Here is a 25,899-nt window from a genome sequence, read left to right as displayed (position 1 = left end):
CCCAATCGCGACACAAGGCCGCTCCTACGCCGACCGCGTAACGTCCTGTAGGAGCGGCCTTGTGTCGCGAAAGGGCCGCAAAGCGGCCCCCATCGCATGATATGGTTCCCCCCAGGACGACCGCCTTTCAGAGAGAGCGCAATGGCAGATACCCGCTTGCACCCCGGCTTCATGATTGTTCACGGCAACCGCCTGGACGACCTGCGCAGCCTGGTGGTGAGTATGATGCGCCGCTTCCCTCTGGCCCCGTTGGAAAACGAAGTCGCCCTGGTTCAAAGCAACGGCATCGCTCAATGGCTGAAGCTCGCCCTGGCCGAAGACCCACAAGACGATGACAGCGGCGGCTGTGGCATCGCTGCCGCCATCGATGTGCAATTGCCCGGTACCTTCATGTGGCAGCTGTACCGCAAGGTACTCGGCCGCGATGAAATCCCCGAAGTATCCCTACTCGATAAGGCCCCACTGACCTGGCGCCTGATGCGCTTGCTGCCGGCGCTGATCGAGCGGCCGCACTTCGAGCCGCTACGGCGCTTTCTGACTGACGACAGCGACCTGCGCAAGCGTTACCAGCTGGCCGAGCGCCTGGCTGACCTGTTCGACCAATACCAGGTGTACCGCGCCGACTGGCTGCAGGACTGGGCAGCCGGTCAGCATGTCCTCAACACCGCGCGCGCCCAGCGCAAGCCATTGGCTGCCGGCAACTGCTGGCAGGCCGAACTGTGGCGGGCGTTGCTCGAAGATGTCGGCCAGGCCGGCATGGAACAGAGTCGTGCCGGCGTGCACCAGCGCTTTATCGAGCGCATGAACAGCCTCGAGCAGCCGCCCAAGGGCCTGCCCGCGCGAGTCATCGTCTTTGGCATCTCGTCCCTGCCGGCGCAGGCACTCGAAGCGCTGGCAGCGTTGGCCCGTTTCAGCCAGGTGCTGCTTTGCGTGCACAACCCGTGTCGTCACCACTGGGGCGATATCGTTGCCGACAAAGACCTGCTCCGCCACCAGTACAAGCGCCAGCAGCGCAAGCAGGGCATGCCCCTGCAGCTGGACGACGAGAGCTTGCATCAGCATGCCCACCCGTTGCTGGCCGCCTGGGGCAAGCAGGGTCGCGACTACATCAACCTGCTCGACAGCTACGACGACCCTGCCAGTTACCTGGGCGTGTTCAACGAAGGCCGCATCGACCTGTTCAGCGAGGCCCAGCCAGGCAATCTGCTCAACCAGCTGCAGGATGACATTCTCGAGCTGCGGCCATTGGCCGAAACCCGCGAAGTCTGGCCCGCAGTGGACCCGACCAAGGACCGCTCGGTCAGGTTTCATATCGCCCACAGCGCCCAGCGTGAAGTCGAGATCCTCCACGACCAACTGCTGGCCCGCTTCAGCGCCGATCCTACCCTGCGCCCGCGCGACATCATCGTCATGCTGCCTGCCATCGATGACTACGCCCCGCATATCCGCGCGGTGTTTGGCCAGCTCGATCGCCACGACCCGCGCTACATTCCGTTCACCCTGACCGACCAGGGCCAGCGTGGCCGCGACCCTTTACTGATCGCCCTTGAGCACCTGCTCAAGCTGCCCGACAGCCGCTTTGCCGTCAGTGAGATACTCGATCTGCTCGACGTACCGGCACTGCGCGCGCGTTTCGCCATTCAGGAAAGCGACCTGCCGACTCTGCATCGCTGGATCGAAGGCGCCGGCATCCGTTGGGGCCTGAGTGCCGCTCAGCGCGCCAGCCTCGGCCTGCCCGAGGGGCTGGAGCAGAACAGTTGGCGGTTTGGCTTGCGCCGCATGCTGCTCGGTTACGCTGTGGGCGTAGGCGAGGGCTGCGACGGCATCGAGCCGTACGACGAGATCGGCGGTCTTGATGCCGCGCTGATCGGCCCGCTGGTGGCCTTGCTTGATGCGCTTGATGTGGCCTGTGTCGAGCTCGCTCAAGCGGCGACAGCAGTTGAATGGGGCGAGCGCCTGAATGCACTGCTGCAGGTGTTTTTCCTGGCCGAAAACGAGCATGACGAGTTTCTCCTGGTACAGCTGCAGGACCTGCGCGACACCTGGCTGCAAACCTGCGATACCGTCGCTCTGCACGACCCACTACCGCTGACAGTGGTGCGCGAGGCGTGGCTGTCAGGTCTGGATCAGGGCAAGCTGTCTCAACGCTTCCTGGCCGGCTCAGTAAACTTCTGCACGCTGATGCCGATGCGGGCGATCCCGTTCCGGGTGGTCTGCCTGCTGGGCATGAACGACGGCGATTACCCGCGAGCCCAACAGCCGCTGGATTTCGACCTGATGGCCAGTGACTACCGCCCAGGCGACCGCTCGCGCCGTGAGGATGACCGCTACCTGCTGCTCGAAGCCCTGCTGTCTGCCCGCGACCAGCTGTATGTCAGCTGGGTAGGGCGCAGCATCCGCGACAACAGCGAGCGACCTGCCTCGGTCCTGATCGGCCAGTTGCGCGATCACCTCGCCGCCGGTTGGCAAATCGCCAACGCCAAGCCAGGCCTGCGCGAAGGCGCAGGCGTGCAACTGCTGCACGGCCTGACGCAGGAGCACCCGCTGCAACCGTTCAGCCAGCGCTACTTCCAGAAAGGCAGCCCACTATTCAGTTATGCCCATGAGTGGCAGCTGTTGCATCAGGCCGAGGATGCCACACCGCCCGTAGACGATACGCTAGCGCCCTACGTCAATGACGAGCCGCTGAGCCTGACCCAACTGCAGGACTTTCTACGCCACCCGGTGCGGCATTTCTTCCGTCAGCGCTTGAAGGTTTTTTTCGAGTCACTCGAGGCACCGACCCCGGACGAAGAACCGTTCGTGCTCGACGCACTGCAGCGCTACGGCCTCAGCGAAAGCCTGCTGGAGGCTGCCCTGGCCGACCCGGACAACGCCGAGCCGGCCCTGTACGCCCAGGCGCGCCGCCTACAAGGCCACGGCCTGCTGCCGCTGGCCGGCTTTGGCGAGATCCTCCAGGCCGAGCTGATCGAGCCCCTGCCCAATCTGCTGCAACGTCATCGACACCTGCTACAACGCTGGCCGACCCTGGTCGAAGGCGCGCTGCCGATTCACTTCGAACATGGCCGCGAGCGCCTGCAAGGCTGGCTCGGCCGGGTGTATCAGGCAGGCGACCGAAGCCTGCTCAGTATCACCACCATCCCCAACACCATCAGTGCCGGGCGCAACAACCTCAAGCGCCATCGGCTGATTCCGACCTGGGTCATGCACCTGGCCGCCTGCGCTGCCGGCTACCCGCTGCACAGTGCACTGGTGGCCAGCGACCTGACCCTGCTGCTGGAGCCGTTGCCACAGGCTGAGGCCAGTGAACGGCTCGCTGATCTGCTGGTCGCACGCCAGGCCGGCATGAACGCGCCGCTGCCGGTGGCAGCCAAGACCGCCTTCGCCTGGCTCGGCCAGGACGACCCTGACAAAGCCCTGGCCGCTGCCGCCCGCGCCTACGAAGGTGACGGCCAGAACAGCTTTGGCGAGCGCAGCGAAAGCCTCGCCCTGGCCCGGCAGTTCCGCGACTTCGCCGCACTGAGCGCCGATGAAACCTTCGAAGGCTGGTGTGAAGCCCTGTACCGCCCCCTGTTCGCCGCGCCCTGGCAAACCCAGGGCAATCCGGAGAGTGCCGCATGACCCAGGCCCGCCCCTTGGCCTTGAGCTTCCCGCTGCATGGCAGCCAGCTGATCGAAGCCAGCGCCGGTACCGGCAAGACCTTCACCATCTCGGCGCTGTACCTACGGTTGATCCTCGGCCATGGCGACGCGCACGGCTTTGGCCGCGAGCTGTTGCCGCCGCAGATCCTCGTGGTGACCTTTACCGATGCGGCCACCAAAGAGCTGCGCGAGCGCATTCGTACGCGCCTGGCCGAAGCCGCACGGTTCTTCCGTGACGAGCTGGCCGACGCCGACCCGCTGCTGCAGCTGCTGCGTGGCGACTACCCGGCAGAACTCTGGCCACGCTGTGCCAGCCGCCTGGAAGTGGCCGTGCAGTGGATGGACGAAGCTGCCGTGTCGACCATCCACGGTTGGTGTCAGCGGATGCTGCGCGAACACGCCTTCGACAGCGGCAGCCTGTTTACCCAAAGCCTTGAGACCGACCACAGCGAACTGCTTGGCCAGGTTATGCGCGACTACTGGCGGCGCTTCTGCTATGGCATGCGCGGCGAGTCCCTGAGCTGGGTGCGCAACAACTGGGTCAGCCCCGATGCCTTGTTGCCGCGCCTGCGTCCGCTGTTTGGCCGCGTTGCCAGCAGCGCCGATGATATCGAGCCGCAGGCACTGATCGAAGCCACTCTGGAGCAACGCGCGCAGCAGCTGTGCCAGCTCAAGGCGCCTTGGGGCGTCTGGGCCGACGAGCTGCAGCAGATCTGCCACGCGGCGGTTGCGGCCAAGCACGCCGATGGGCGCAAGCTGCAGGCGCGTTATTTCGAGCCATGGTTCGAAAAACTGCGCGCCTGGGCTGGCGACGATCAGGTTCTCGAACTGGATCTGGGCACCGGCTTCACCCGCCTGACTCCAGCCGGCATGGCCGAAGCCTGGAAGCATGGTGACCCGCCCGATCACCCGGCCCTGCACGCCATGGAAACCCTGCGCCAGCAGCTACAAGGCCTGGCCAGCCCGGAAGTACCTTTGCTTGAGCATGCCGCCAGCTGGGTGTCAGCACGCTTCGAGCAAGAGAAGCGCCGGCGTGCCGAGATGGGCTTCGACGATATGCTCCTGCGCCTGCAGCACGCGCTCAATCAGGAGTCCGGCGAACGCCTGGCTGCGCTGATCCGCGAGCAGTTCCCGGTCGCCCTGATCGACGAATTCCAGGATACCGACCCGGTCCAGTACGGCATCTTCGAGCGCATCTATCAGATCAGCCAGAACCACGCCGAAACCGGCCTGTTCATGATCGGCGACCCGAAGCAGGCAATCTACGCCTTCCGCGGTGCCGACATCTTCACCTACCTCGCCGCCCGCCGCGCCACTGCCGGGCGCCTGCACAGCCTGGACACCAACTACCGTTCCAGCAAAGCCATGGTCGATGCGGTCAACCGCCTGTTCCTCGCCGCAGAAGGGCGTAGCAGTGGCCGCGGAGCGTTCCTGTTCCGCGACGGGCAAGACAACCCCTTGCCGTTCATCGAGGTTCACGCCAAAGGTCGCAGCGAGCAATTGTTGATCAACGGCCAGCCATCCGCCGCGCTGCATTGCTGGCGGCTGGACAGTGACGAGCCGGTGTCGAACACCCTTTATCGTCAGCAACTGGCCGCCAGTTGCGCCAGCCATATCGTCGGCCTGCTCAATGGCGGTCAACAGGGCGTCAGTGGTTTCCAAAAGCCCGATGGCAAATTAACAGCCTGCCTGCCCTCAGATATCGCCATTCTGGTACGCGACGGCCGCGAAGCGCAGTTGATCCGCGCCGAGCTGGCAGCGCGCGATGTGCGCAGCGTGTACCTGTCGGACAAAGACTCGGTGTTCGCCGCCCAGGAGGCCCACGACCTGCTGGCCTGGCTCAAGGCCTGCGCCGAGCCCGACTCCGAGCGCCTGCTCAAGACCGCCCTGGCCAGCCCGACCCTTGAGCAATCACTGCTTGATCTCGAACGGCTGAATCAGGACGAGCGCGTCTGGGAAGACTGGGTCATGCGCTTCCGCCAGTACCGCGAAACCTGGCAGCGCCAGGGCGTATTGCCGATGCTGCGGCGCCTGCTGCATGACTTCGAACTGCCGCGCCGGCTGATCGCCCGCAGCGACGGCGAGCGGGTGCTGACCAATTTGCTGCACCTGGCCGAACTGCTGCAGCAGGCCGCCGGCGAACTGGATGGCGAGCAGGCCTTGATCCGCCATCTGGGCGAAAACCTGGCCGGCTCCGGGCAGGCGGGCGAAGAGCAGATCCTGCGCCTGGAAAGCGACGAACAACTGGTCAAGGTGGTGACCATCCACAAGTCCAAGGGCCTTGAGTATCCATTGGTTTACCTGCCGTTCATCTGCACCAGCAAGCCGGTCGATGGCCAGCGCCTGCCACTGATCTGGCACGACAGCGACGGCCACGCGCACCTGACCCTGACACCCGATCAGGAGCAGATCGAGCGCGCCGATGACGAGCGCCTGGCCGAAGACCTGCGCTTGCTCTACGTCGCCCTGACCCGCGCCCAGCACGCCTGCTGGCTCGGTGTAGCCGACCTCAAACGCGGTAACCAGAAACACTCGCTGCTGCATCGCTCGGCCCTGGGCTATCTGCTCGGCGGCGGTCTGCCGCTGGCATCGTCGGCACAGTTGGCCGAGTGGCTGCAAAGCCTGCAAGCGACCTGCGCGGATATCGTCTGTGAGGAGCTGCCCGGCGCAGACGAACAGCGTTATCTGCCGCCACAAGATGGCCACGAGCTGATCGTTGCGCGCAAGCCACGCCGGGCTGCGGCAGAGAACTGGTGGATCGCCTCCTACAGCGCCCTGCGCGTGGGCGACCAGAGCCTGGCCGGTGACAGCTCGCTGGCCCAGCAGCTGACCGATGACGAGCGCATCGACTCCCAGCAGTTGCGCGATATCCCGGCTCAGAGCGGCGACATTCATCGCTTCCCACGTGGGCCCAATCCCGGCACCTTCCTGCACGGTCTGCTCGAGTGGGCCGGGCGTGAGGGCTTCGCCGAAGTCAGCCAGCAGCCCGAGCTGATCGAACATACGGTCGGCCAGCGCTGCAACCGACGGGACTGGAAAGGCTGGATCCCGGGCCTCACCGAGTGGCTGCAGCATCTGCTGGTCGAGCCGCTGCCGTTACATGGCCAGGATCGCCAATTGACCTTGGCGCACCTGCAGCAATATCAGATCGAGATGGAATTCTGGTTTGCCAGTCACAAGGTCGACGTCATCGAGCTTGATCAGTTGGTGACCCGGCATACCCACGGCGGCGCCGCGCGTGCCGCCGCCGAACCGAGCCAGCTCAACGGCATGTTCAAAGGTTTTATCGACCTGGCCTTCGAGCTGGACGGCCGTTATTACGTGACCGACTACAAATCCAACTGGCTCGGCCCGGACCTGCACAGCTACAACGCGCTGGCCATGGAACAGGCAATTCTCGATCACCGTTACGACCTGCAGTACGTGCTCTACCTGCTCGCGCTGCACCGCCAGTTGCGCGCGCGCATGCCCGACTACGATTACGACCGCCATGTCGGCGGTGCGCTGTTCATCTTCCTGCGTGGCGCCAGCCGGGCAGGCCACGGGGTGTATTTCAGCAAGCCCCCACGCGAGCTGATCGAAGCCCTCGATGCCCTGTTCCGCGGCGCTCCGGTGCCCGCACAGCAGGACCTGTTTGCCGGAGCCGCGCCATGAGCCGCCGCCTTGAAGACCTGTTGCCAACCCCCCTGCAAGCCGAGCAGTTGGCAGCCCTGGCGCCACTGCAGAGCAGCCATGACCTGCTGATCCTGCTCGACCGCTGGGTTGAGCGCGGCTGGCTGCGTGCGCTCGATCGCGCGCTGGTGGGTTTTCTTGAAGAGCGTGCGCCCGGGAGCGACCCGCTGCTGTTGCTCGCCGCTGCCCTGGCCAGCCACCAGTTGGGTCACGGGCATGTCTGCCTGGACCTTGCCCAGACTCTGGCCGAGCCAGATTTCGCTCTGTCGCTGCCACCGGAAGGTGATGCCCTCGACGGGCCATTGCTGCTGCCATCACAACTGCTGAGCAAGCTCGATCAGCACACCTGGTGCCAGCGCATCGCGGCCAGCCCGCTAGTGGCCACTGGCAATACGCCGGGGCACAGCGCGCGACCACTGGTACTTAGCGGCCTGCGCCTGTACCTGCGCCGCTACTGGAGCTACGAGCGGCAGATCGACAACGCACTGCGCCAGCGCCTGGCAGCGGATCAAGTCATCGCCCCAGCGCTGTCGGAACGGCTTGAGCAGCTGTTCAAAGGTGGCGCGCCGCAAGGCCAGGTCGACTGGCAGAAACTCGCCTGCGCCCTGGCTACCCGCGCCTCGTTCAGCATCATCACCGGCGGCCCCGGCACCGGCAAGACCACTACCGTGGTGCGTCTGCTGGCACTGCTGCAAGGGCCTGCGGTGGAGCAGGGCAGGCCGCTGCGGATTCGCCTGGCGGCGCCCACCGGCAAGGCCGCTGCGCGCCTGACCGAGTCGATTGGCCAGCAGGTCGAGATGCTTGAGGTCAGCGCTGAGGTCCGCCAGCAGATTCCGACCGACGTCAGCACCGTGCACCGCTTGCTTGGCAGCCGTCCTGGCTCGCGTCACTTCCGCCACCATGCTGGCAATCCGTTGCCACTGGATGTGTTGGTGATCGACGAAGCATCGATGATCGACCTGGAGATGATGGCCGTGCTGCTCGACGCCTTGCCGCCGTCGGCGCGTCTGGTGCTGCTGGGTGACAAGGACCAGTTGGCCTCGGTTGAAGCCGGTGCAGTGCTCGGTGACCTGTGCCGCGATGCCGAGGAGGGTTTCTATTCGGCGGCCACCCGCGCTTGGCTGGAGCAGGTCGGCGGACAGTCCCTGCACGACAGCGGCCTTACCCCCGGCGACGCCGAGCAGCACCCTCTTGCCCAGCAGGTGGTGATGTTGCGCCACTCACGGCGCTTCGGCGAGGGCAGCGGGATCGGTCAGCTGGCCCGCTTGGTCAACCGCCAGCAAGCCCAGGCGGCGCGCGAACTGCTGACGCAAAAGCTCGACGATGTGCATAGCCTGTCGCTGCAAGGCGAGCATGATCGGCGCTTCGACCGGCTGCTGCTCGACGGCCTTGATCGCGGCACCGAGGGCCCGCAGGGCTACCGGCATTACCTGCGCAACATCGGTCGCCTGCGACCCCCGCCCGCGACCGCAGCAGACGACCCGCGCTGGGAGCAGTGGGCCGGCCAGGTGCTGCACAGTTTCGAGGACTTCCAGCTGCTCTGTGCAGTACGCAAAGGGCCATGGGGCGTGCAGGGCCTGAACGAGCGCGTCACCCGCGTGCTGCACAGCGCTGGCCTGATCGACAGCCAGCAGCCGTGGTACGAAGGCCGACCGGTGCTGGTCACCCGCAACGACTATGGTCTGGGCCTGATGAACGGCGATATCGGCATCGCCCTGCGCCTGCCTGACGAGCGCGGCGTAGCCCTGTTGCGCGTGGCCTTCCCGCGTAACGACGGCAGCGGCGGCGTGCGCTTCGTGTTGCCCAGCCGGCTCAATGAAGTCGAAACCGTCTACGCCATGACGGTGCACAAATCGCAGGGCTCGGAGTTCAGCCACACCGCTCTGGTGCTGCCGGATGCGCTCAACCCGGTGCTGACCAAGGAGCTGGTGTATACCGGCATAACCCGCGCCAAGCACTGCTTCAGCTTGATCGAACCACGCGCAGGAGTGTTTGAAGAGGCTGTTGAACGCAGGGTACGGCGCATATCCGGGCTAATGCTCGAGCAAGGCTGACGCTCTGCGCAGCAGCGGCAATATGCTATCGTTGCGGCATCATCTGACAAGATTTTGAGAAACTTCCCACATGATGGTGGCTGTCTCGACCTGGGGGCGCGCAACGGGCGCTGCGCTTGCCCTGCTGCTCGCCGCCCTGTTGCTCTACGCCAGCCCCAGCCGGGCAGAGACCGCTGCCAGCGCGGCCCTGGCGCAGCAGCGGGCCAAGGCCGTGACTCAGGTGGTACTGGGCATTTTCAGCTATGCGCGCTGGCCCAGTGAGCCGGCCCCGTTGCGGCTGTGCCTGATCGGCCCGACCGAATACGCCGATGACCTGATCAAGGGCACCGAGCAGAACTCTGGCAAGCCGCTGCAGACCCGTCGCCTGCTGGCCGACGATCCACAAACCGCGGGTGCTTGTGATGCGGTGTATATCGGCAAGCTTGATCGTGGCCAGCGCGAGCGGTTGTTTCATGCCCTCAGCGGCCGGCCGGTGCTGAGCATCAGCGAAGCCGACGACCCCTGCACGGTCGGCAGCCTGTTCTGCCTGCGCGTGAGCGACGCGCAGGTGACCTTCGAGGTCAACCTCGATTCGGTAGCCCGCAGCGGTGTGCGTATCCACCCGAGCGTGCTGCAGCTGTCGCGGCGCCGTGCGGTGCAGCCATGATCCGCTCAGCCAAGCGCGACCGCCGGCCGACCCTGCGCGCTGTGCTCGGCCGTGGGCATCTGGGCGTGGCCCTGCTCGCGGTCGGCCTGGCCGGCCTGTGCGTGACCTTGCTCGGCGTGCTGGCGTTGCGCGTCTATGCCAACCAGAACCTGCACCTGATCGCGCGCTCGATCAACTACACGGTCGAAGCCGCCGTGGTGTTCGACGACAGCGCCGCCGCCAACGAGTCGCTGGCGCTGATAGCCGCCAACGAAGGTGTGGCCGAGGCCAAGGTGTTCAACAGCGACGGTGAGCTGCTGGCCCACTGGCAAAGGCCCGAAGACGGCGTGCTGGCGCCGCTGGAACGATCGCTGGCAAGCAGTTTTCTGGTTGAGCCGCTGCACATGCCGATTCTCCATCAGCAACAGCAGGTCGGTCATATCGAAGTCACCGGCCAGGGCCGCAGCGTGTTGCGCTTCCTGCTCAGCGGGCTGACCGGCATCCTCTTGTGCATGCTGCTCAGCGCCTGGGTTGCCAGTCACTGGTCGCGGCGCCTGTTCGGCGACATCATTCGGCCCCTGCGCAACCTTGCCAGCGTCGCCCACGCCGCCCGCCGCGAGCGCAGCTTCGACCGCCGCGTACCGGAAACCCACATCGCCGAGCTCAACGAACTTGGCAACGACTTCAATGCCCTGCTCGACGAGCTGGAGAACTGGCAGAACCACCTGCGCAACGAGAACGCCACCCTGGCCCACCTGGCCAGCCACGACAGCCTGACCGGGTTGCCGAATCGCGCGTTCTTCGAGGGGCGCCTGAGCCGCACCTTGCGCACTGCCGAGCGTCACCAGGAACATCTGGCCCTGCTGTTCATCGACTGCGATCACTTCAAGCAGATCAACGACAGCCAGGGCCATGCCGTTGGCGACGAGGTGCTGATCACTGTTGCCGCGCGGGTGCGTGCGCAGTTGCGCGAGCATGATCTGGTCGCACGGCTGGGCGGTGATGAGTTCGCGGTATTGCTGACCCCGCTGCAGTCGTGCGAGGACGCCCAACGGGTTGCAGAAAAGATCGTCGCCAGCATGAAGCTGCCGATTGCCCTGAGCGAGGGCAGCAGCATCAGCGCCTCGCTCAGCGTCGGCATCGCCTGTTACCCGGACGATGGCCATGACCCGGCCAGTCTGCTCAATGCCGCTGACGCGGCGATGTACCAGGCCAAGCGCGCACGCCGTGGCCAGTGGCAAGTGGCGCATACGGAAAGTAGCGCCGCTGATTATGAAAAAAGGAGCTAACCGTGTTGCAACTGTTTGTTCGTCTGCGTCTGCCTTGCCTGGCAGTGTTGTTGAGTCTGCTGGCCTTGAGCGGCTGCCAGAGTGTGCCACCGCCGGGTTTGACCGCCGAGCAGATCGCCGTGCTCAAGCGCGAGGGCTTCACCCCCACCGATGAAGGCTGGAGTTTCGATCTGTCCGGCAAAGTGCTGTTCGGCAGTGATCTGGACAGCCTCAACAGCCAGAGCCGCGCCATCGTCGAGCGTATTGGCCGGGCCTTGCTCAGCGTCGACATCCAGCGTGTCCGCGTTGACGGCCATACTGATGCCTCAGGCAAAGCGGCCTACAACCAGCAGCTGTCCGAACGTCGCGCCCAGAGCGTGGCCAGGGCGCTGACCGAGATCGGCATGCAGCCGCAGAATATCCAGAGTCGCGGGTTGGGCAGCAGCCAGCCAGTGGCCGACAACCGTACCAGCGGCGGGCGCACGGAGAATCGTCGGGTGTCGATCGTGGTGGAGTCTAACTGAGGCAATACCGGCTATTGCTGGGGGCGCTGCGCACCCCTTTCGCGACACGAGGCCGCTCCTACAGGGACCGCGCACTACCGACATGCGCGGTCCCTGTAGGAGCGGCCTTGTGTCGCGAAAGGGCCGCAAAGCGGCCCCCGGCGTACTTGAGCCAACCCCAAGCTCAGTCGCTAAACCTCACCTCCCGCGTATCCCCCAGCAACAGCGGCGCATTCATCTCAGTCACCTCACGAATGTAATCCCACAACAACGTAATCCGCTTCAACTTGCGCAAATCCTCCCGGCAGTACATCCAGAACTGCCGGGTAATCGCGATCTCCTCCGGCAGCACTGTCACCAATCGCGGATCCTGCGCAGCCAGGAAGCACGGCAGAATCGCCAGGCCGCGCCCTTGCAGCGCTGCAGTGTACTGAGCGATGACGCTGGTGCTGCGCAGGTGGGCGTGGGCGTTGGGGATCAGGTTGGCCAGATACAGCAGCTCCGAACTGAAAGCCAGGTCGTCGACGTAACTGATGAACGGATGCTCGGCGAGGTCGCTGACCTGTCGGATCGGCGCGTGGTTGTCGAGGTAGGCCTGGGTGGCGTACAGGCGCAGGCGGTAGTCGGTCAGCTTGCAGCACACGTAGGGGCCATGTTCGGGGCGCTCGAGGGCGATGACGATGTCGGCTTCGCGCTTGGACAGGCTGATGAAGTGCGGCAGCGGCAGGATATCCACGGTGATCGCCGGCCAGGCGTCGACGAAGTGGCTCAGTTGCGGGGTGACGAAGAAACTGCCGAAACCTTCGGTGCAGCCCATGCGCACGTGCCCGGACAAGGCCACGCCGGAGCCTGAGACCTGCTCGCAGGCCATGTGCAGGGTGCTCTCGACCGATTCGGCGTAACCGAGCAGGCGCTGGCCTTCGTTGGTCAGGACAAAACCGTTGGTGCGCGACTTTTCGAACAGCAACGTACCCAGCGCCGCCTCCAGCGAGCTGATCCGCCGCGACACCGTGGTGTAGTCGACATTCAGCCGTTTAGCCGCGCTGCTGGCCTTGCGCGTGCGCGCCACTTCAAGAAAGAACTTCAGGTCATCCCAGTTCAGCGAACTGAGGGAGGTAAGGTCTTTTTGCATGATGATCCGGTTTTTATGTGCGTTCTTATTGGATGTTTGCACATCTATACTCGAAATCAGCGCCTCGACGCCAGCCCCGCCTGGCGATCTCGTCTCCCACAATAATTCCAAGGAACGCGCAGATGAACGCACCCCAATCCCCGACCCAGACTCAGGTTGAGCAGGTCAAGCTGCTGATCGACGGCCAATGGGTCGAGTCGAAAACCACCGAATGGCGCGATATCGTCAACCCGGCCACCCAGCAAGTGCTGGCGCGGGTGCCGTTTGCCACGGTCGAAGAGGTCGATGCCGCTGTCGCTGCCGCCCAACGTGCATTCGCCAGCTGGCGCGACACGCCGATCGGGGCGCGTATGCGCATCATGCTCAAATTGCAGGCGCTGATCCGCGAGCACAGCAAACGCATCGCGCAGACCCTCAGCGCCGAGCAGGGCAAGACCATTGCCGACGCCGAGGGCGATATCTTCCGCGGCCTGGAAGTGGTCGAACACGCAGCGTCGGTTGGCACCCTGCAGATGGGTGAGTTCGCGGAGAACGTCGCTGGTGGCGTGGATACCTACACCTTGCGTCAGCCGATCGGTGTCTGCGCCGGGATCACCCCGTTCAACTTCCCGGCGATGATCCCGCTGTGGATGTTCCCGATGGCCATCGTCTGCGGCAACACCTTCGTCCTCAAGCCTTCCGAGCAAGACCCGCTGTCGACCCTGATGCTGGTCGAGCTGGCGCTGGAGGCCGGAGTGCCGGCTGGTGTACTCAACGTGGTCCACGGCGGTAAGCAGGTCGTAGATGCGATCTGCACGCACAAGGATATCAAGGCGATCTCGTTCGTCGGTTCGACCGAGGTCGGTACCCACGTCTACAACCTCGGCAGCCAACACGGCAAGCGTGTCCAGTCGATGATGGGCGCCAAGAACCACGCGGTGGTGCTGCCTGACGCCAATCGCACGCAAACCATCAACGCTTTGGTTGGCGCCGCCTTTGGTGCCGCCGGGCAACGCTGCATGGCCACCTCGGTGGCGGTGCTGGTCGGCAAGGCCCGCGAGTGGCTGCCGGACATCAAGGCTGCCGCCAGCCAGCTCAAGGTAAATGCCGGTTGCGAGCCAGGCACGGATGTCGGCCCGGTGGTCTCCAAGCGCGCCAAGGAGCGCGTGCTGGGCTTGATCGAAAGCGGCATCGCCGAGGGCGCCAAGCTGGAACTGGATGGCCGTGACGTCAGCGTGCCGGGCTATGAGCAAGGCAACTTCGTTGGCCCGACGCTGTTCTCCGGGGTCACTACCGAGATGCAGATCTACACCCAGGAAATCTTCGGTCCGGTGTTGATCACCCTTGAAGTCGACACCCTCGACGAGGCCATCGCCTTGGTCAACGCCAACCCGTTCGGCAACGGCACCGGCCTGTTCACGCAAAGCGGCGCGGCGGCGCGCAAGTTCCAGAGCGAGATCGACGTCGGCCAGGTCGGCATCAACATCCCGATCCCGGTGCCGGTACCGTACTTCAGCTTCACCGGTTCGCGCGGCTCCAAGCTCGGCGACCTCGGCCCGTATGGCAAGCAGGTGGTGCAGTTCTACACTCAGACCAAGACGGTCACGGCCCGTTGGTTCGATGACGACAGCGTCAACGACGGCGTCAACACCACCATCAGCCTGCGCTAAGGAGGCTCCATGCGTATTGCATTCATTGGTCTGGGCAACATGGGCGCGCCGATGGCCCGCAACCTGATCAAGGCTGGGCATCAGCTCAACCTGTTCGACCTCAATCAGGGCGTGCTGGCCGAACTCGCCGAACTGGGCGGGCAGATCAGCGCCTCACCCAAGGACGCAGCGGCCAACAGCGAACTGGTCATCACCATGCTGCCGGCGGCAGCGCATGTGCGCGGTGTGTACCTCAACGATGATGGCGTGCTGGCCGGGATTCGCCCGGGTACGCCAACGGTCGATTGCAGCACCATCGACCCACAGACCGCCCGCGAAGTGTCCAAGGCCGCAGCGGCCAAGGGCGTCGACATGGGCGATGCGCCGGTGTCCGGCGGTACCGGTGGCGCGGCGGGCGGCACCCTGACTTTCATGGTCGGCGCCAGCGCTGAACTGTTTGCCAGCCTGGAGCCAGTGCTCAAGGACATGGGCCGCAATATCGTCCATTGCGGCGAAGTCGGAACCGGGCAAATCGCCAAGATCTGCAACAACCTGCTGCTGGGCATCTCGATGATCGGCGTGTCCGAGGCGATGGCGCTGGGCAATGCGCTGGGCATCGACACCCAGGTGCTGGCCGGCATCATCAACAGTTCCACGGGCCGGTGCTGGAGTTCGGATACCTACAACCCATGGCCGGGTGTGATCGACACGGCGCCTGCCGCGCGCGGTTATACCGGCGGCTTTGGTGCCGAGCTGATGCTCAAGGATCTGGGGTTGGCCACTGAAGCTGCGCGACAGGTGCATCAGCCGGTGATTCTCGGTGCGGTGGCGCAGCAGCTGTATCAGGCGATGAGCCTGCGCGGCGATGGCAGCAAGGACTTCTCGGCAATCGTCGAGGGCTATCGCAAGAAGGATTAAGCGTCACGTGTCTTGATCGTGGCTCGAAGCGCCCTCCCACTGTTAATGCGCACCTGGGGGAGGGCGGTTCGAGTCGCGATTTTTTTTGCCTTGCGCTTGGCCGATCAGCTCAATCGTTGATCAGGCAAAGACAAAGTACTTGCGTACGGTTTCGACCACTTCCCAGGTGCCTTTCATGCCCGGCTCGATGACAAATACATCGCCGGCCTTGAGGTGCTTGGGCTCTTCGCCTTCCGGGGTGATGATGCAGTAGCCGTCGAGGAAGTGGCAGAACTCCCACTTGTCGTAGTTGACCTCGAACTTGCCCGGGGTGCAGATCCAGGTGCCCATGATCTTGCTGCCGTCAGCCGACAGGTAGGCGTTGAGGTTGACGGTGTGCGGGTCACCGCCAATGCGCTTCCACTTGGTCGCGTCGACTACCGGGACCGGGCAGGTTTCACGCAGGACGGTAATGAAATCGGACATGGCAGGTGTTCCCTTTGGGAGGCTTATGGACGCATCACCATAGGGGTATCGCGCGCTGCCCGGTTGCCTGCGCTCGACCTCTACCTGCCTGACCGCGCTGTTATGCCCACCAGTAGCGCACGAAGTGGAAGAACACCGGCGCGGCAAAGCACACCGAGTCGATGCGGTCGAGCATGCCGCCGTGGCCTTCGATCATGTGCCCCCAGTCCTTCACCCCGCGGTCACGCTTTATCGCCGACATCACCAGCCCGCCGAAGAAGCCCATGGCGTTAACGGTCAGCGCCATCAAGGCCGCCTGCCAGAAGCTGAACGGGGTGATCCAGCACAGCGAGGCGCCGATCAGGGTGGCCAGGGCAACGCCGCCGAGCAGGCCTTCGAGGGTTTTCGACGGCGACAGGTTGGGTGCCACTTTGCGCTTGCCGAACAGCTTGCCGCAGACGTACTGCAGCACGTCGCTGATCTGCACTACCAGAATCAGCCAGGCGATCAGCAGCAGGTTGCGGCCTTCGAAACCAGGGATGTCGAGGGTCATCAGCGCCGGCACCGCCGACACGCAGTAGACAGCAATCATCAGCCCCCACTGCACCTTCGAAGCGCGTTCGAGAAAGCGCGTGGTGTCGCCGCCAAAGCTGGCCAGAATCGGCAGAAGCAGGAACAGGTACACCGGGATGAAGATGCTGAACAGGCCGTACCAGTCCATCGCGATCAGCAGATACTGCAGAGGCAGCGCGACATAGAACGCTGCCACCAGCGCGGGGTAGTCGCTGCGCCGGGTCGGAGTCAGCGTCATGAACTCGCGCAGGGCGTAAAACGACACGCAGTAGAACAGCACGATCACGCCGTACTTGCCGAACAGGAAGGCGATGCCGATCACCAGCACCATCACCCACCAGGCGTTGATCCGTGCATTGAGGTTGTCGATCACCGCATGTGGGCCGCCGCCGGCGCGCCACTTGAGCAGGCGGCCGATGACGCTGGCGAGCAGCAGCAGGGCGCCGATCCCGGCGAACAGCAAAACAGTGTTGTGGTCCATCTCAGACTTCCTTGGGGGCCAGGTTCAGCAGGGCCTGGCGGGCCCGCTCGAGAAACGCGTGCTTGTCTTCATCGGCCTGCACCTGCAGCGGTTCGCCGAAGCTCAAGGTGCACAGCAGCGGCAGCGGCAGGGCGCGGCCCTTGGGCATGACCCGGTTGAGGTTGGCGATCCACACTGGCACCACTTCCATGTCGGGATTGGCGGCGGCCAAGTGGAACAATCCGCTCTTGAACGGCAACAGCGGCTCATCGCCAAGGTTGCGCGTGCCTTCGGGGAAGAAAATCATCGAGTCGCCACCGGCCAGCGCATCGAGCACCGGCTGTAGCGGGTTGGCCTGGACTTCGCTGCGCTGCCGATCGATCAGCACGCCGTTGAATACCTTGCGGATGATGAAGTTGCGCAGGCCCGGTTTGGCCCAGTAGTCGGCGCCTGCAACCGGTCGCGTGCGCTGGCGCAGTGGCCCCGGCAGCGACGCCCAGAGCAGGACGAAGTCGCCGTGGCTGCTGTGGTTGGCAAAGTACAGGCGCTGCACCGGCTGCGGCGTGCAGCCGAGCCAGAGGGCGCGGGCGCCGGTGATCAGGCGCGCGGCGGAGGTGATGGCAAAGGCAGTCAGGGCGGTGAGCATGGCACGGGTCTTATCCGATCAAAGGGAGTGTCAGCAGCGTAGTCAGGCACAGCGCGATTTGCAGGGCCAGGCACAGGCCCTGGCGGCGCAGCAGGCCGAGCGCAGCCTGGCTGCGCGTGGGCCAATCGCGCGGGTCGCTGGCGTTGGGTTTGAGGTTGAGGTCGAACAAGGCGCGGTCGAGCTGGCCCGTCGCGGCGGGCAGGTCGCTACGCGAAGCGAGATCGGCGAACAACTCGGCATCCAGCGCGACTCGCACCGCCAGGTATTTATGCACAAGGCCGAGTATCAGCAGCAGCGCGCATAGTCCACTGGCCAGCAATGGCATTGGAGCGCCGAGCAGCGGCGCCAGGCCATAGCCCAGTGCGACCAGGCTGATACCGTCGGACAGCCGCTCCAGCTGCTGCCCGCGGCCGAGCAGGCTGGCGGTTACGCGCAGGTGCATGCTTGCCCCTCCAGTTGCCTGAGCATGCGCTGGTGTCCGCTGCGCAGGACGATGCCTGGGCGTGCTTCACGCAAGCGCTGTTCAGCTTCAGCCAAGGTAGTGCAGCGGCCGCTGAGCAACAGCCATGCGGCGACCGCGGTGGCGCTGCGCGAGTAACCCAGCGCGCAGCAGACCAGCAACGGCCCTTGCTGGCGCAGCGTCTCGATAGCGTCGGCGGCGGCGCGGCACAGCTGTATATCGGCGACCACCAGATCCAGGGTTGGCAGGCTGCGGTAATGGTTTGCCAGCGGTTTGGCCGCCAGGCATGGCAGTTCGGCACACATGTCGACAATCGCTGAGAACTGCGCCGCTTCACCGGCCGCCGGAATACGGCCGAGGAAGACCCCGTCACAGATTTCATCCGCCTGCGGATGGCGTCGCGTCCATATCCGCGAGTTGATCCAGGCGCCGAGTAGGTAGGGCGCAAACAGCCAGTTGGCGGCCATCGACAGGCGCCCATCTGCGCCTTTCTGAAATGCACTGGCACCGAGTACCGCGTAGTTCAAGGCCACCAGCAGCAGCGCCAGTGCCGGCCACAACAGCCACAGCCAGGCGCCGCCGGCCCAGCTCGCCAAACCGGTGCACAGCGCAGCGCCCAGGGTGTAGTAAAGCGCCAGCCGCCAGCGCTTGGGATCCTGCGCCAGACGCGCAGTTTGCAACGGCGGTCGACCGTCACGGGGCCACAGCCAGACGCACAGCAGCCCGACCAACGCACCGCTCGGCAAATCGATGAAGTGGTGCTGCCAGGTGGTCAGTACCGACACTCCGATCAGCGCCATCCAGCCGTGCATCAGCCAACGCCCGAACGGGTTGCGCAGGTGGCGGGCAAACATCGTCCAGATAATCACCAGCAGGGCGATGTGCAGCGACGGCGCCTGGTTGAACGGTTTGTCGAAGCCCATCAACACATCGAACAGCCAGCCGAACAGGCCGCTCAGCTCCGGTCGCTCGAAGGTAAAGCGCAGCGGCCAGAGCAGAAAACCAGCCACGCAGATCAGCTGCGCGCTCAACAACGCCAGTGCGTGGCGATCCATCTCGCGGCGGGTGCGTGGCAGCAGAAACGACAGACCGTAGAGCAGGTCGATGGACCAGTACGGGATGATCGTCCACGGCCACAATGGCATGTGGCGTTCCCAGGCAAACACCAGGCTGCCGACATCCGCCCGGCCCGCCGTGTAGGTATTGGCCAAACCGTAGCTGAGAAAGAAAAACGGCCCGAGCAGCAGTAGCCACAAGACCCCGCGGCGGATCAGCCCGGCTTCACGCGCCATCACTCGACCCGCTGCGCCAGGCTGACACTGAAGATGCCCCATTCGTCGATGCGCTGGGTGATCTTGCGAAAACCTGCAGCAGCGACCAACTGGTCCATTTCGGCCTGGCTGCGGCGGCGCATGACCCAGGCCTGGCCGCCGCGGTGGCTGGTGAGGGCGCGGGCGATCATCTCCAGCTGCGGGTGCCACGGCTGGCCGGTGTAGACCAGATAGCCACCGGGTTCTACGGCGTCGGCCAGGCCGGCCAGCGAGATGCTGACCATCTGGTTGCTGGCAAACAACTCGTACAGCCCGGAAACCACCACCAGGCTCGGGCGCGGCTCAAGTGTGGCCAGGCTGCCCCGGTCAAAGGCGTCGCCCTGAACAAAGCGCGCGATATCGCCCAGGCCTTTTTCGGCAATCAATGCCGTGCCCTGTTGTACGTTCAGTTCGCTGTAGTCGCGCAGCAGGATCGAGTCCGGCAGTTGCTCGAGTTCCTGCAAGGCTTCAAGAATATAGCGGCCATGGCCGGCTGCGATGTCGACGATATCGACGCTGCGGCCCTGCTGGCGCAGGCGCCGGATCGCTTCGCGCAGCAGCTCTTCGACATGCAGCTTGCGCTGGCGAATGCCGCGCCAGCCGATGGCGTCGAGGTAGTTGCGGTCAATCATCTGGCCCAGCTTGCCCTTGCCGGTGGCCTGGTTGCGATAGACATAGTCCAGGGTGCTGCCGGAGTCGAAGCCGGTATCAAAACCCAGCTTGACCCCGTCTGCCATGCCTTTGCCCAGGCGCAGGCCGGCGCGGGTGGCGCGCCAGTACAGATCCCGTGGCGAGTTGCGCGGCAGCGGCGCGGCGAGGCTTTCGGCTTCGGCGCAGCTGGCGCCGGACTGGTCGGCATCGAGCAGCGACGGCGCCGCCAGCGGGGCATCGAAGCAGTGCTCGACGAAGCGCTTGATGCGCGGCAGGACATGGCCGCGGTCACGCTCGCCGAGGGTGTCATGGAAGAACCCCGGCAGCAGGTGCAGCTCTTTGCGGGCACTGCCCAGGCGCTCGAAGAATTGCTCCTGCGGCGCCCGCTCGACCACCAGGTCAGCGCCCGAAACCAGCAGCTGGGTCGGCAGCTGGATCGCCTGAGCGTCCGCCACCACCCGGTCTGCGGCTTCATACAGGCCGAGCAGCATGGTTACCGAGATCGGCCGGCTGATCAGCGGGTCGGCCACATACGACGCCACCCGCTCCGGGTCGTGGGTGAGCAGCCGCGGCTTGACGTAGCTGTTGACGAAGAAGTTGCCGCGCGCCGCCTTCATCAGCTTCAGGCCAGGGCGTGCGAACGGCACGTAGAGTTTGACCTTGAACGCCGGCGAGGCCAGCACCAGGCAGCGTACCTTGGGCGCGTAGTCGTGCGCCCAAGTCGCGATCAGCACGGCACCGACGCTTTGCGCCAGCACCACGGTGTTGTCTTCGGCGATGCCGTGGCGGGTTTGAATATGCTCGATGAAGGTCTGCACATCGCGCACGCTGGTGGCAAAGCTCGGGCTGTCGCCGCGTGCCCCTGGCGACTGGCCGTGGCCACGGGCGTCCCAGGCAAAGAAGTCATAGCCGGGCATGTCCAGCTCGTCTGCCAGGTGCGCCAGGCGCCCACCGTGCTCATGGCCGCGGTGGAACATCACCACCGCCCGACGCGGCTGATGCTCGCTGCGGATGGCCGGCCAGTAGCGATAGTGCAGCTCGACGCCGTCATGGGTAGAGAAGTGCAGCGATTGCGCCTGGCGCATGGCAAAGGTCCTTTTTGGCTGGCGGCGGTGCGGTCAGTGGCGATCGATCAGTTGGCGTGGGCCAGGCCCTGACGTACCCGGTTGTAGAGGGTATAGAGCGAGAGCAGCAGAATCACCAGCAACAGGCCGTTGATCCAGGGTGGATTGAGCAGGCCGAAGGCGACGCCGGTACCGAGCAGGCCAAAGGCAAACGCGCGATCGCTCTTGCCCATCGGCCCGTCGTAGCGCCGCGCGGCACCGGCCAGCGGGCCCATCACCCCGGCGTATTCGCTGATCAGTGCGCTCAACACCACCAGCACCACCAGCACGGGCGATACCCCGACCAGCAGGGCAAACGGCAGGTACAGCGCAGCGTCGGCGATCACGTCGCTCAGTTCATTGAGGTAGGCACCAAGCCGGGACTGCTGGCCAAACTCGCGGGCGAGCATGCCGTCCACCGCATTGAGCGCCATGCGCAGCAGCATCCAGATCGGCAGCAGGATGAACAGCCCGTGGATGTGGGCAAACCCGGCCAGCAGCAGGCCCAGCAGCAGTGAGACTAGCCCAGCGGCAACCGTGACCTGGTTGGCCGTCACCCCGCGGTCGTACAGACGCTGCACAGTGGGTCGCAGCAGGGCCTGGAAGCGGGGTTTGAGCTGATAAATGGACGGCACGGGGAGATCCTTATCGAGTGCGCAATAAAAGCCAATCGGTGGATTGTGAGAAACCCGCCGGCTGCCGGCAAGCGACATTTGTCAGCTATTTGAACGGTTCAACGTTTGCCCGAGGCGGCGCTGAGCATGTCGATGCGTTGCACCTCGAAATCGCGCTCCAGATAGTCCATGCGCTGCGCAGAAAACGCCTGCATATGCGCCAGCGCGCAGTGCGCATCGAACGCCGCCTGATCGGCCCACACCTCGTAGAAGATGAACAGGCTTGGGTCCTGCTGATCGCGCAGCATGTGGTACTCGACACACCCCGGTTCCTGACGGCTTGGCTCGACATAGGCGCGGAACAGTTGCTCGAATGCTGCGGCCTTTTCCGGGCGGGTCTTGGCTTTGAGAATGAAGGCGTATTGATGGTTCATGAAGAGACCTGCGAATAAGTGGAGAAACGATTTTAAAGCAACAGTCTGGTGCCCATTCGTGATTACAACGCAAAACTGATTTGCCCGATGCCGGCTGTTTCCGCCACCGTTGAGCCTCTAACCTGCAGCCATCCAAGTGCATCGGTCTGTGGATCGACACAGAACCTTAGAGGCTCGATATGAAAAAGATTCTTCTGCTCAATGGCGGCAAACAGTTCGCCCACTCCGATGGCCGCTTGAACGAAACCCTGCACGATGCCGCGCTGGCCTATCTGGACCGGGCCGGTTTCGACGTCAAACAAACCTTCATCGATGGCGGCTACGACATCAAGGAAGAAGTGCAGAAATACCTCTGGGCCGACGTGATCATCTATCAGATGCCCGGCTGGTGGATGGGCGCCCCGTACACGGTCAAACAGTACCTGGATGAAGTGTTCACCGAAGGCCACGGCAGCCTCTACGCCAGCGACGGCCGGACCCGCTCGGACGCTTCGCAGAAGTACGGCAGTGGCGGCCTGATCCAGGGCAAGCAGTACATGATTTCGGCCACCTGGAACGCGCCGCAACAGGCCTTCGACGACCCCAGCGATTTCTTCGAAGGCAAGGGCGTGGATGCTGTGTACTTCCCGTTCCACAAGGCCAACCAGTTCCTCGGCATGAGCGGCCTGCCGACCTTCCTCGCCGTCGATGTGATGAAGCGCCCGGATGTGGCGGCTACCGTGGCAGCCTACGAGGCGCATCTGGCCAAGGTGTTCGGCCAGGCCCGGTAAGCCATGCTCGGCGAGACCGACGCGGCAGTTGCCTGCCCGGCAATAAACGGCCGACAATCCAGGCCCCATCCTGGCCCAGGCACTGCCGTGAAAACCCGCTCAGAAGAACTCCAGGTATTCGTCAGTGTGATCGACTGCGGCTCGATTTCCGCCGCTGCCGAGCAACTCGGCCAGACCCCGTCTGCGGTCAGCCGCACCCTGGCGCGGCTGGAAGGCAAGCTCGGCACCACGCTGATCAACCGCACCACCCGGCGCATGGACCTGACCGAAGAAGGGCGGTTCTTCGTGCAGCACGCGCGGGCCATCCTCGAACAGATGAGCGAGCTCGAAGAGCGCCTGTCGCTGCACCGGCAGACCCCATCGGGGCGCCTGCGCATCAACGCCGCAGCGCCGTTCATGCTGCACGCGATCGTGCCCTGGATCGGTGAGTTTCGCGCGCTGTACCCGGCCATCGAGCTGGAGCTGAACACCGATGACCTGATCATCGACCTGCTCCAGCAAAGCACCGACGTCGCCATCCGCATCGGCGAGCTGGCCGACTCCAGCCTGCATGCGCGCTCATTGGGCTGCAGCCCGATCCAGATTCTGGCCAGCCCCGAATACCTGCAACGCCACGGCGTGCCGCACCAGGTCAGTGACTTGAGCGAGCACTGCCTGCTCGGCTTCAGCTCCGTCGACAGCCTCAACCAATGGCCGCTGCGCCATGCCGACGGCGACAGCTGGCGAATCCGCCCGCAGCTGACCGCATCCAGTGGCGAGACCCTGCGCCAGCTGGCGCTGGCCGGGCAGGGCATCGTCTGCCTGTCGCACTTCATGACCCACGAAGACATCCGCGCAGGCCGTCTGCAGGTGCTGCTGAGTGAGGCTAATAACGGCTATCGCCAGCCGATTCATGCTGTTTACTACCGCAATACCCAGTTGGCGCTGCGGATTCAGTGCTTCCTTGATTTCATTCAGGGCAAGTTGGCGGCGTATGCCTGCTGAATATTTGGCACGGGTCCAGGATTGCTGGGGCTGCTCTGCAGCCCTTTCCGACCGGTCCGGCGCCCCGGCAAGGCCGCTCCTACGCCGGCCGCGCAAGCAGGTAGTACGCGGCCCCTGTAGGAGCGGCCTTGTGTCGCGAAAGGGGCGCGCAGCGGCCCCAACAATCTCGACCCTAGCAACCGTTCTAAAAACGACACAAATGACGCAATCCCGTCGCCCCATGCCTGCGCATTTGCTTAGTCAAAAAGCTTCGGTGTTAATAAGTGATCAACAAAAACAACACCAAGGAAGTGCTCATGCGTCTCGTCATGTTCCAGTCCATGGCCCTCGGGGCCGCGATCCTGAGCTGTTCTTCAGCCTTTGCGGTAACCCTTGAAGGCGGCGCAGTAGCCGCGCCCGATCAATATGGCGCACAGGTAGCCGCCGATATCCTGAAAAAAGGCGGCAACGCCGTCGATGCTGCCGTGGCGACTGCCTTCACCCTGGCAGTCACCTATCCAGAAGCCGGCAACATCGGCGGCGGCGGCTTCATGACCCTGTACGTGGACGGCAAGGCGTACTTCCTCGACTACCGCGAAGTAGCGCCCAAGGCGGCCACCCGCAATATGTACCTGGATGAAAAAGGCGAGGTCATCGAGAACCTCAGCCTGGTCGGCGTACGCGCCGCCGGCGTGCCGGGCACGGTGATGGGCTTGTGGGAGGCGCACCAAAAGTTTGGCAAGTTGCCCTGGAGCGAGCTGCTGACCCCGGCCATCGGTTACGCCAACAACGGCTTCAAGATTGCCCAGAAGCAGTACCAGTATCGCGACGATGCCCAAGGCCTGTTCAAGACCGCGACCAACTTCAACGACTATTTCGGCAGCATGAAAGTCGGCGAGCTATTCAAGCAGCCGGAGCTGGCGCAGACCCTCGAACGCATCGCCGACAAAGGCGTCAGCGAGTTCTATCAAGGCAAGACCGCCGACCTGCTGGTTGCGCAGATGAAGGCTGACAACGGCCTGATCAGCAAAGACGACCTGAAGGACTACAAAGCCCTCTGGCGCGAGCCGATGGCCATCGACTGGCGCGGCAACGTGGTCTACACCGCGCCACCGCCAAGCTCCGGCGGCGTAGCGCTGGCGCAGTTGCTCGGGATCAAGGAAAACCGCGCGGCTGACTTCAAGGGCGTCGAGCAGAACTCGGCCCGTTACATCCACCTGCTGGCCGAGATTGAAAAGCGCGTGTTCGCCGACCGCGCCGACTACCTTGGCGACCCGGCCTTCACCGAGGTACCGGTAGACAAGCTGGTGGCCAAGGAATACCTAAAAAAACGCGCCGAGCAGGTCAACCCGGCCGCCATCTCCGCCACCGACAAGGTCCGCCCTGGGCTGGAGCCGCACCAGACCACGCACTTCTCTATCGTCGACAAGCAGGGCAACGCGGTCAGCAACACCTACACCCTCAACCTCGACTACGGCAGTGGTGTGGTGGTCAAGGGCGCAGGCTTCCTGCTCAACGACGAGATGGATGACTTCAGCAGCAAGCCCGGTACCGCCAATGCCTTTGGCGTGGTCGGCGGAGATGCCAACGCGATTGCCCCGGGCAAACGCATGCTGTCGTCGATGAGCCCAAGCCTGGTGACCCGCGACGGCAAGGTCAGCCTGGTCATCGGGACGCCGGGCGGCTCGCGGATCTTCACCTCGATCTTCCAGGTGATGAACAACCTGTATGACTACAACATGCCGCTGGCCAAGGCCGTTGCGGCGCAGCGCGTGCACCACCAGTTGCTGCCCAAGGACACCATCTACTTCGACAGCTATGCGCCTTTGACCGGCAAGGTCGCCGACGAGCTGAAGCAGATGGGCTATGTGCTTGAGGATCAGGGCTGGGAGATGGGCGATATCCAGGCCATTCGGGTCACCGACGGCAAGCTTGAGACCGCCTCCGACCCGCGCGGTCGTGGTGTTGGCATGATCGTCAAGTAACGCCGGCGCTGTTCAGCCCGGCCAGCATTGCGCTGGCCGGGCTGA

The 25,899-nt window shown here is 64.4% G+C and carries 20 protein-coding genes; 11 read left to right on the top strand and 9 right to left on the bottom strand.

Annotation, left to right across the window (positions count from 1 at the left end; translation table 11 throughout):
• Positions 1-141: 141 nt before the first annotated feature.
• The 6 genes from recC (at position 142) to ACQZ2L_RS20325 (ending at position 11,784) form a co-directional block, all read left to right on the top strand.
• Positions 142-3,621, top strand: coding sequence for an exodeoxyribonuclease V subunit gamma (gene recC, locus ACQZ2L_RS20350; protein ID WP_430327577.1), 3,480 nt, complete (start codon positions 142-144; stop codon positions 3,619-3,621).
• The gene (gene recB, locus ACQZ2L_RS20345; RefSeq protein ID WP_430327576.1) at positions 3,618-7,295 is read left to right on the top strand and encodes an exodeoxyribonuclease V subunit beta; all 3,678 of its coding nucleotides are present in this window, start codon (positions 3,618-3,620) and stop codon (positions 7,293-7,295) included. Before recC ends, recB begins: the two co-directional genes overlap by 4 nt.
• A complete protein-coding gene (recD, locus tag ACQZ2L_RS20340) occupies positions 7,292-9,367 on the top strand; it encodes an exodeoxyribonuclease V subunit alpha (protein ID WP_430327575.1) in 2,076 nt (691 codons plus the stop codon). Before recB ends, recD begins: the two co-directional genes overlap by 4 nt.
• Positions 9,368-9,440: 73 nt before the next feature.
• Positions 9,441-10,013, top strand: a complete 573-nt coding sequence (locus ACQZ2L_RS20335) for a YfiR family protein (protein WP_430327581.1) — start codon at positions 9,441-9,443, stop codon at positions 10,011-10,013.
• The gene (locus ACQZ2L_RS20330; protein WP_430327574.1) at positions 10,010-11,281 is read left to right on the top strand and encodes a diguanylate cyclase domain-containing protein; all 1,272 of its coding nucleotides are present in this window, start codon (positions 10,010-10,012) and stop codon (positions 11,279-11,281) included. Before ACQZ2L_RS20335 ends, ACQZ2L_RS20330 begins: the two co-directional genes overlap by 4 nt.
• A gap of 11 nt (positions 11,282-11,292) precedes the next feature.
• Positions 11,293-11,784: an OmpA family protein gene (locus ACQZ2L_RS20325; RefSeq protein WP_430327580.1), complete on the top strand. Its 492-nt coding sequence runs from the start codon at positions 11,293-11,295 to the stop codon at positions 11,782-11,784.
• A gap of 163 nt (positions 11,785-11,947) precedes the next feature.
• Here the strand turns inward: ACQZ2L_RS20325 and ACQZ2L_RS20320 are convergent, their stop codons facing one another.
• Entirely contained in the window at positions 11,948-12,895 is a 948-nt protein-coding gene (locus tag ACQZ2L_RS20320; RefSeq protein ID WP_430327573.1) for a LysR family transcriptional regulator, read from the bottom strand.
• Between the two features lie 122 nt (positions 12,896-13,017).
• Between ACQZ2L_RS20320 and ACQZ2L_RS20315 the strand changes: the two genes are divergently transcribed.
• Both ACQZ2L_RS20315 and mmsB read left to right on the top strand, forming a co-directional pair.
• Positions 13,018-14,544: a CoA-acylating methylmalonate-semialdehyde dehydrogenase gene (locus ACQZ2L_RS20315; RefSeq protein ID WP_430327572.1), complete on the top strand. Its 1,527-nt coding sequence runs from the start codon at positions 13,018-13,020 to the stop codon at positions 14,542-14,544.
• Positions 14,545-14,553: 9 nt separating this feature from the next.
• On the top strand, positions 14,554-15,441 hold the full coding sequence (gene mmsB / locus ACQZ2L_RS20310) for a 3-hydroxyisobutyrate dehydrogenase (RefSeq protein WP_430327571.1): 888 nt from the start codon (positions 14,554-14,556) through the stop codon (positions 15,439-15,441).
• A gap of 120 nt (positions 15,442-15,561) precedes the next feature.
• On the opposite strand, the gene ACQZ2L_RS20305 is transcribed toward mmsB, so the two are convergent.
• From ACQZ2L_RS20305 to ACQZ2L_RS20270, 8 genes are all read right to left on the bottom strand, one after another.
• Positions 15,562-15,906 carry a cupin domain-containing protein gene (locus ACQZ2L_RS20305; RefSeq protein ID WP_314876698.1) on the bottom strand — a complete coding sequence of 115 codons (345 nt, stop codon included), beginning with the start codon at positions 15,904-15,906 and terminating at the stop codon, positions 15,562-15,564.
• 100 nt (positions 15,907-16,006) lie between these two features.
• Entirely contained in the window at positions 16,007-16,939 is a 933-nt protein-coding gene (locus ACQZ2L_RS20300; protein ID WP_103438573.1) for a phosphatidate cytidylyltransferase, read from the bottom strand.
• Position 16,940: 1 nt separating this feature from the next.
• Positions 16,941-17,564, bottom strand: coding sequence for a lysophospholipid acyltransferase family protein (locus ACQZ2L_RS20295; RefSeq protein WP_430327570.1), 624 nt, complete (start codon positions 17,562-17,564; stop codon positions 16,941-16,943).
• Between the two features lie 10 nt (positions 17,565-17,574).
• On the bottom strand, positions 17,575-18,006 hold the full coding sequence (locus ACQZ2L_RS20290; protein ID WP_430327569.1) for a hypothetical protein: 432 nt from the start codon (positions 18,004-18,006) through the stop codon (positions 17,575-17,577).
• Positions 17,991-19,316: a phosphatase PAP2/dual specificity phosphatase family protein gene (locus tag ACQZ2L_RS20285; RefSeq protein ID WP_430327568.1), complete on the bottom strand. Its 1,326-nt coding sequence runs from the start codon at positions 19,314-19,316 to the stop codon at positions 17,991-17,993. Before ACQZ2L_RS20285 ends, ACQZ2L_RS20290 begins: the two co-directional genes overlap by 16 nt.
• On the bottom strand, positions 19,316-21,070 hold the full coding sequence (locus tag ACQZ2L_RS20280) for a bifunctional alpha/beta hydrolase/class I SAM-dependent methyltransferase (RefSeq protein ID WP_430327567.1): 1,755 nt from the start codon (positions 21,068-21,070) through the stop codon (positions 19,316-19,318). The genes ACQZ2L_RS20285 and ACQZ2L_RS20280 overlap by 1 nt, the downstream gene beginning before the upstream one ends.
• A 47-nt stretch (positions 21,071-21,117) precedes the next feature.
• Positions 21,118-21,723, bottom strand: a complete 606-nt coding sequence (locus ACQZ2L_RS20275; RefSeq protein WP_430327566.1) for a CDP-alcohol phosphatidyltransferase family protein — start codon at positions 21,721-21,723, stop codon at positions 21,118-21,120.
• Positions 21,724-21,821: 98 nt separating this feature from the next.
• Complete coding sequence (locus tag ACQZ2L_RS20270; RefSeq protein WP_430327565.1) at positions 21,822-22,136, bottom strand: putative quinol monooxygenase; 315 nt, start codon at positions 22,134-22,136, stop codon at positions 21,822-21,824.
• A gap of 179 nt (positions 22,137-22,315) precedes the next feature.
• Between ACQZ2L_RS20270 and ACQZ2L_RS20265 the strand changes: the two genes are divergently transcribed.
• From ACQZ2L_RS20265 to ggt, 3 genes are all read left to right on the top strand, one after another.
• Complete coding sequence (locus ACQZ2L_RS20265) at positions 22,316-22,906, top strand: NAD(P)H-dependent oxidoreductase (protein WP_181089727.1); 591 nt, start codon at positions 22,316-22,318, stop codon at positions 22,904-22,906.
• 87 nt (positions 22,907-22,993) lie between these two features.
• Positions 22,994-23,890: a LysR substrate-binding domain-containing protein gene (locus ACQZ2L_RS20260; RefSeq protein WP_430327564.1), complete on the top strand. Its 897-nt coding sequence runs from the start codon at positions 22,994-22,996 to the stop codon at positions 23,888-23,890.
• A 296-nt stretch (positions 23,891-24,186) separates the two neighbouring features.
• A complete protein-coding gene (ggt, locus tag ACQZ2L_RS20255) occupies positions 24,187-25,854 on the top strand; it encodes a gamma-glutamyltransferase (protein ID WP_430327563.1) in 1,668 nt (555 codons plus the stop codon).
• Positions 25,855-25,899: the final 45 nt, after the last annotated feature.

Origin of the sequence: Pseudomonas shirazensis (genome assembly GCF_050496565.1) — a bacterium.
Lineage (GTDB): Bacteria > Pseudomonadota > Gammaproteobacteria > Pseudomonadales > Pseudomonadaceae > Aquipseudomonas > Aquipseudomonas shirazensis_A.
This window is presented reverse-complemented; position numbering and strand designations above follow the sequence as displayed.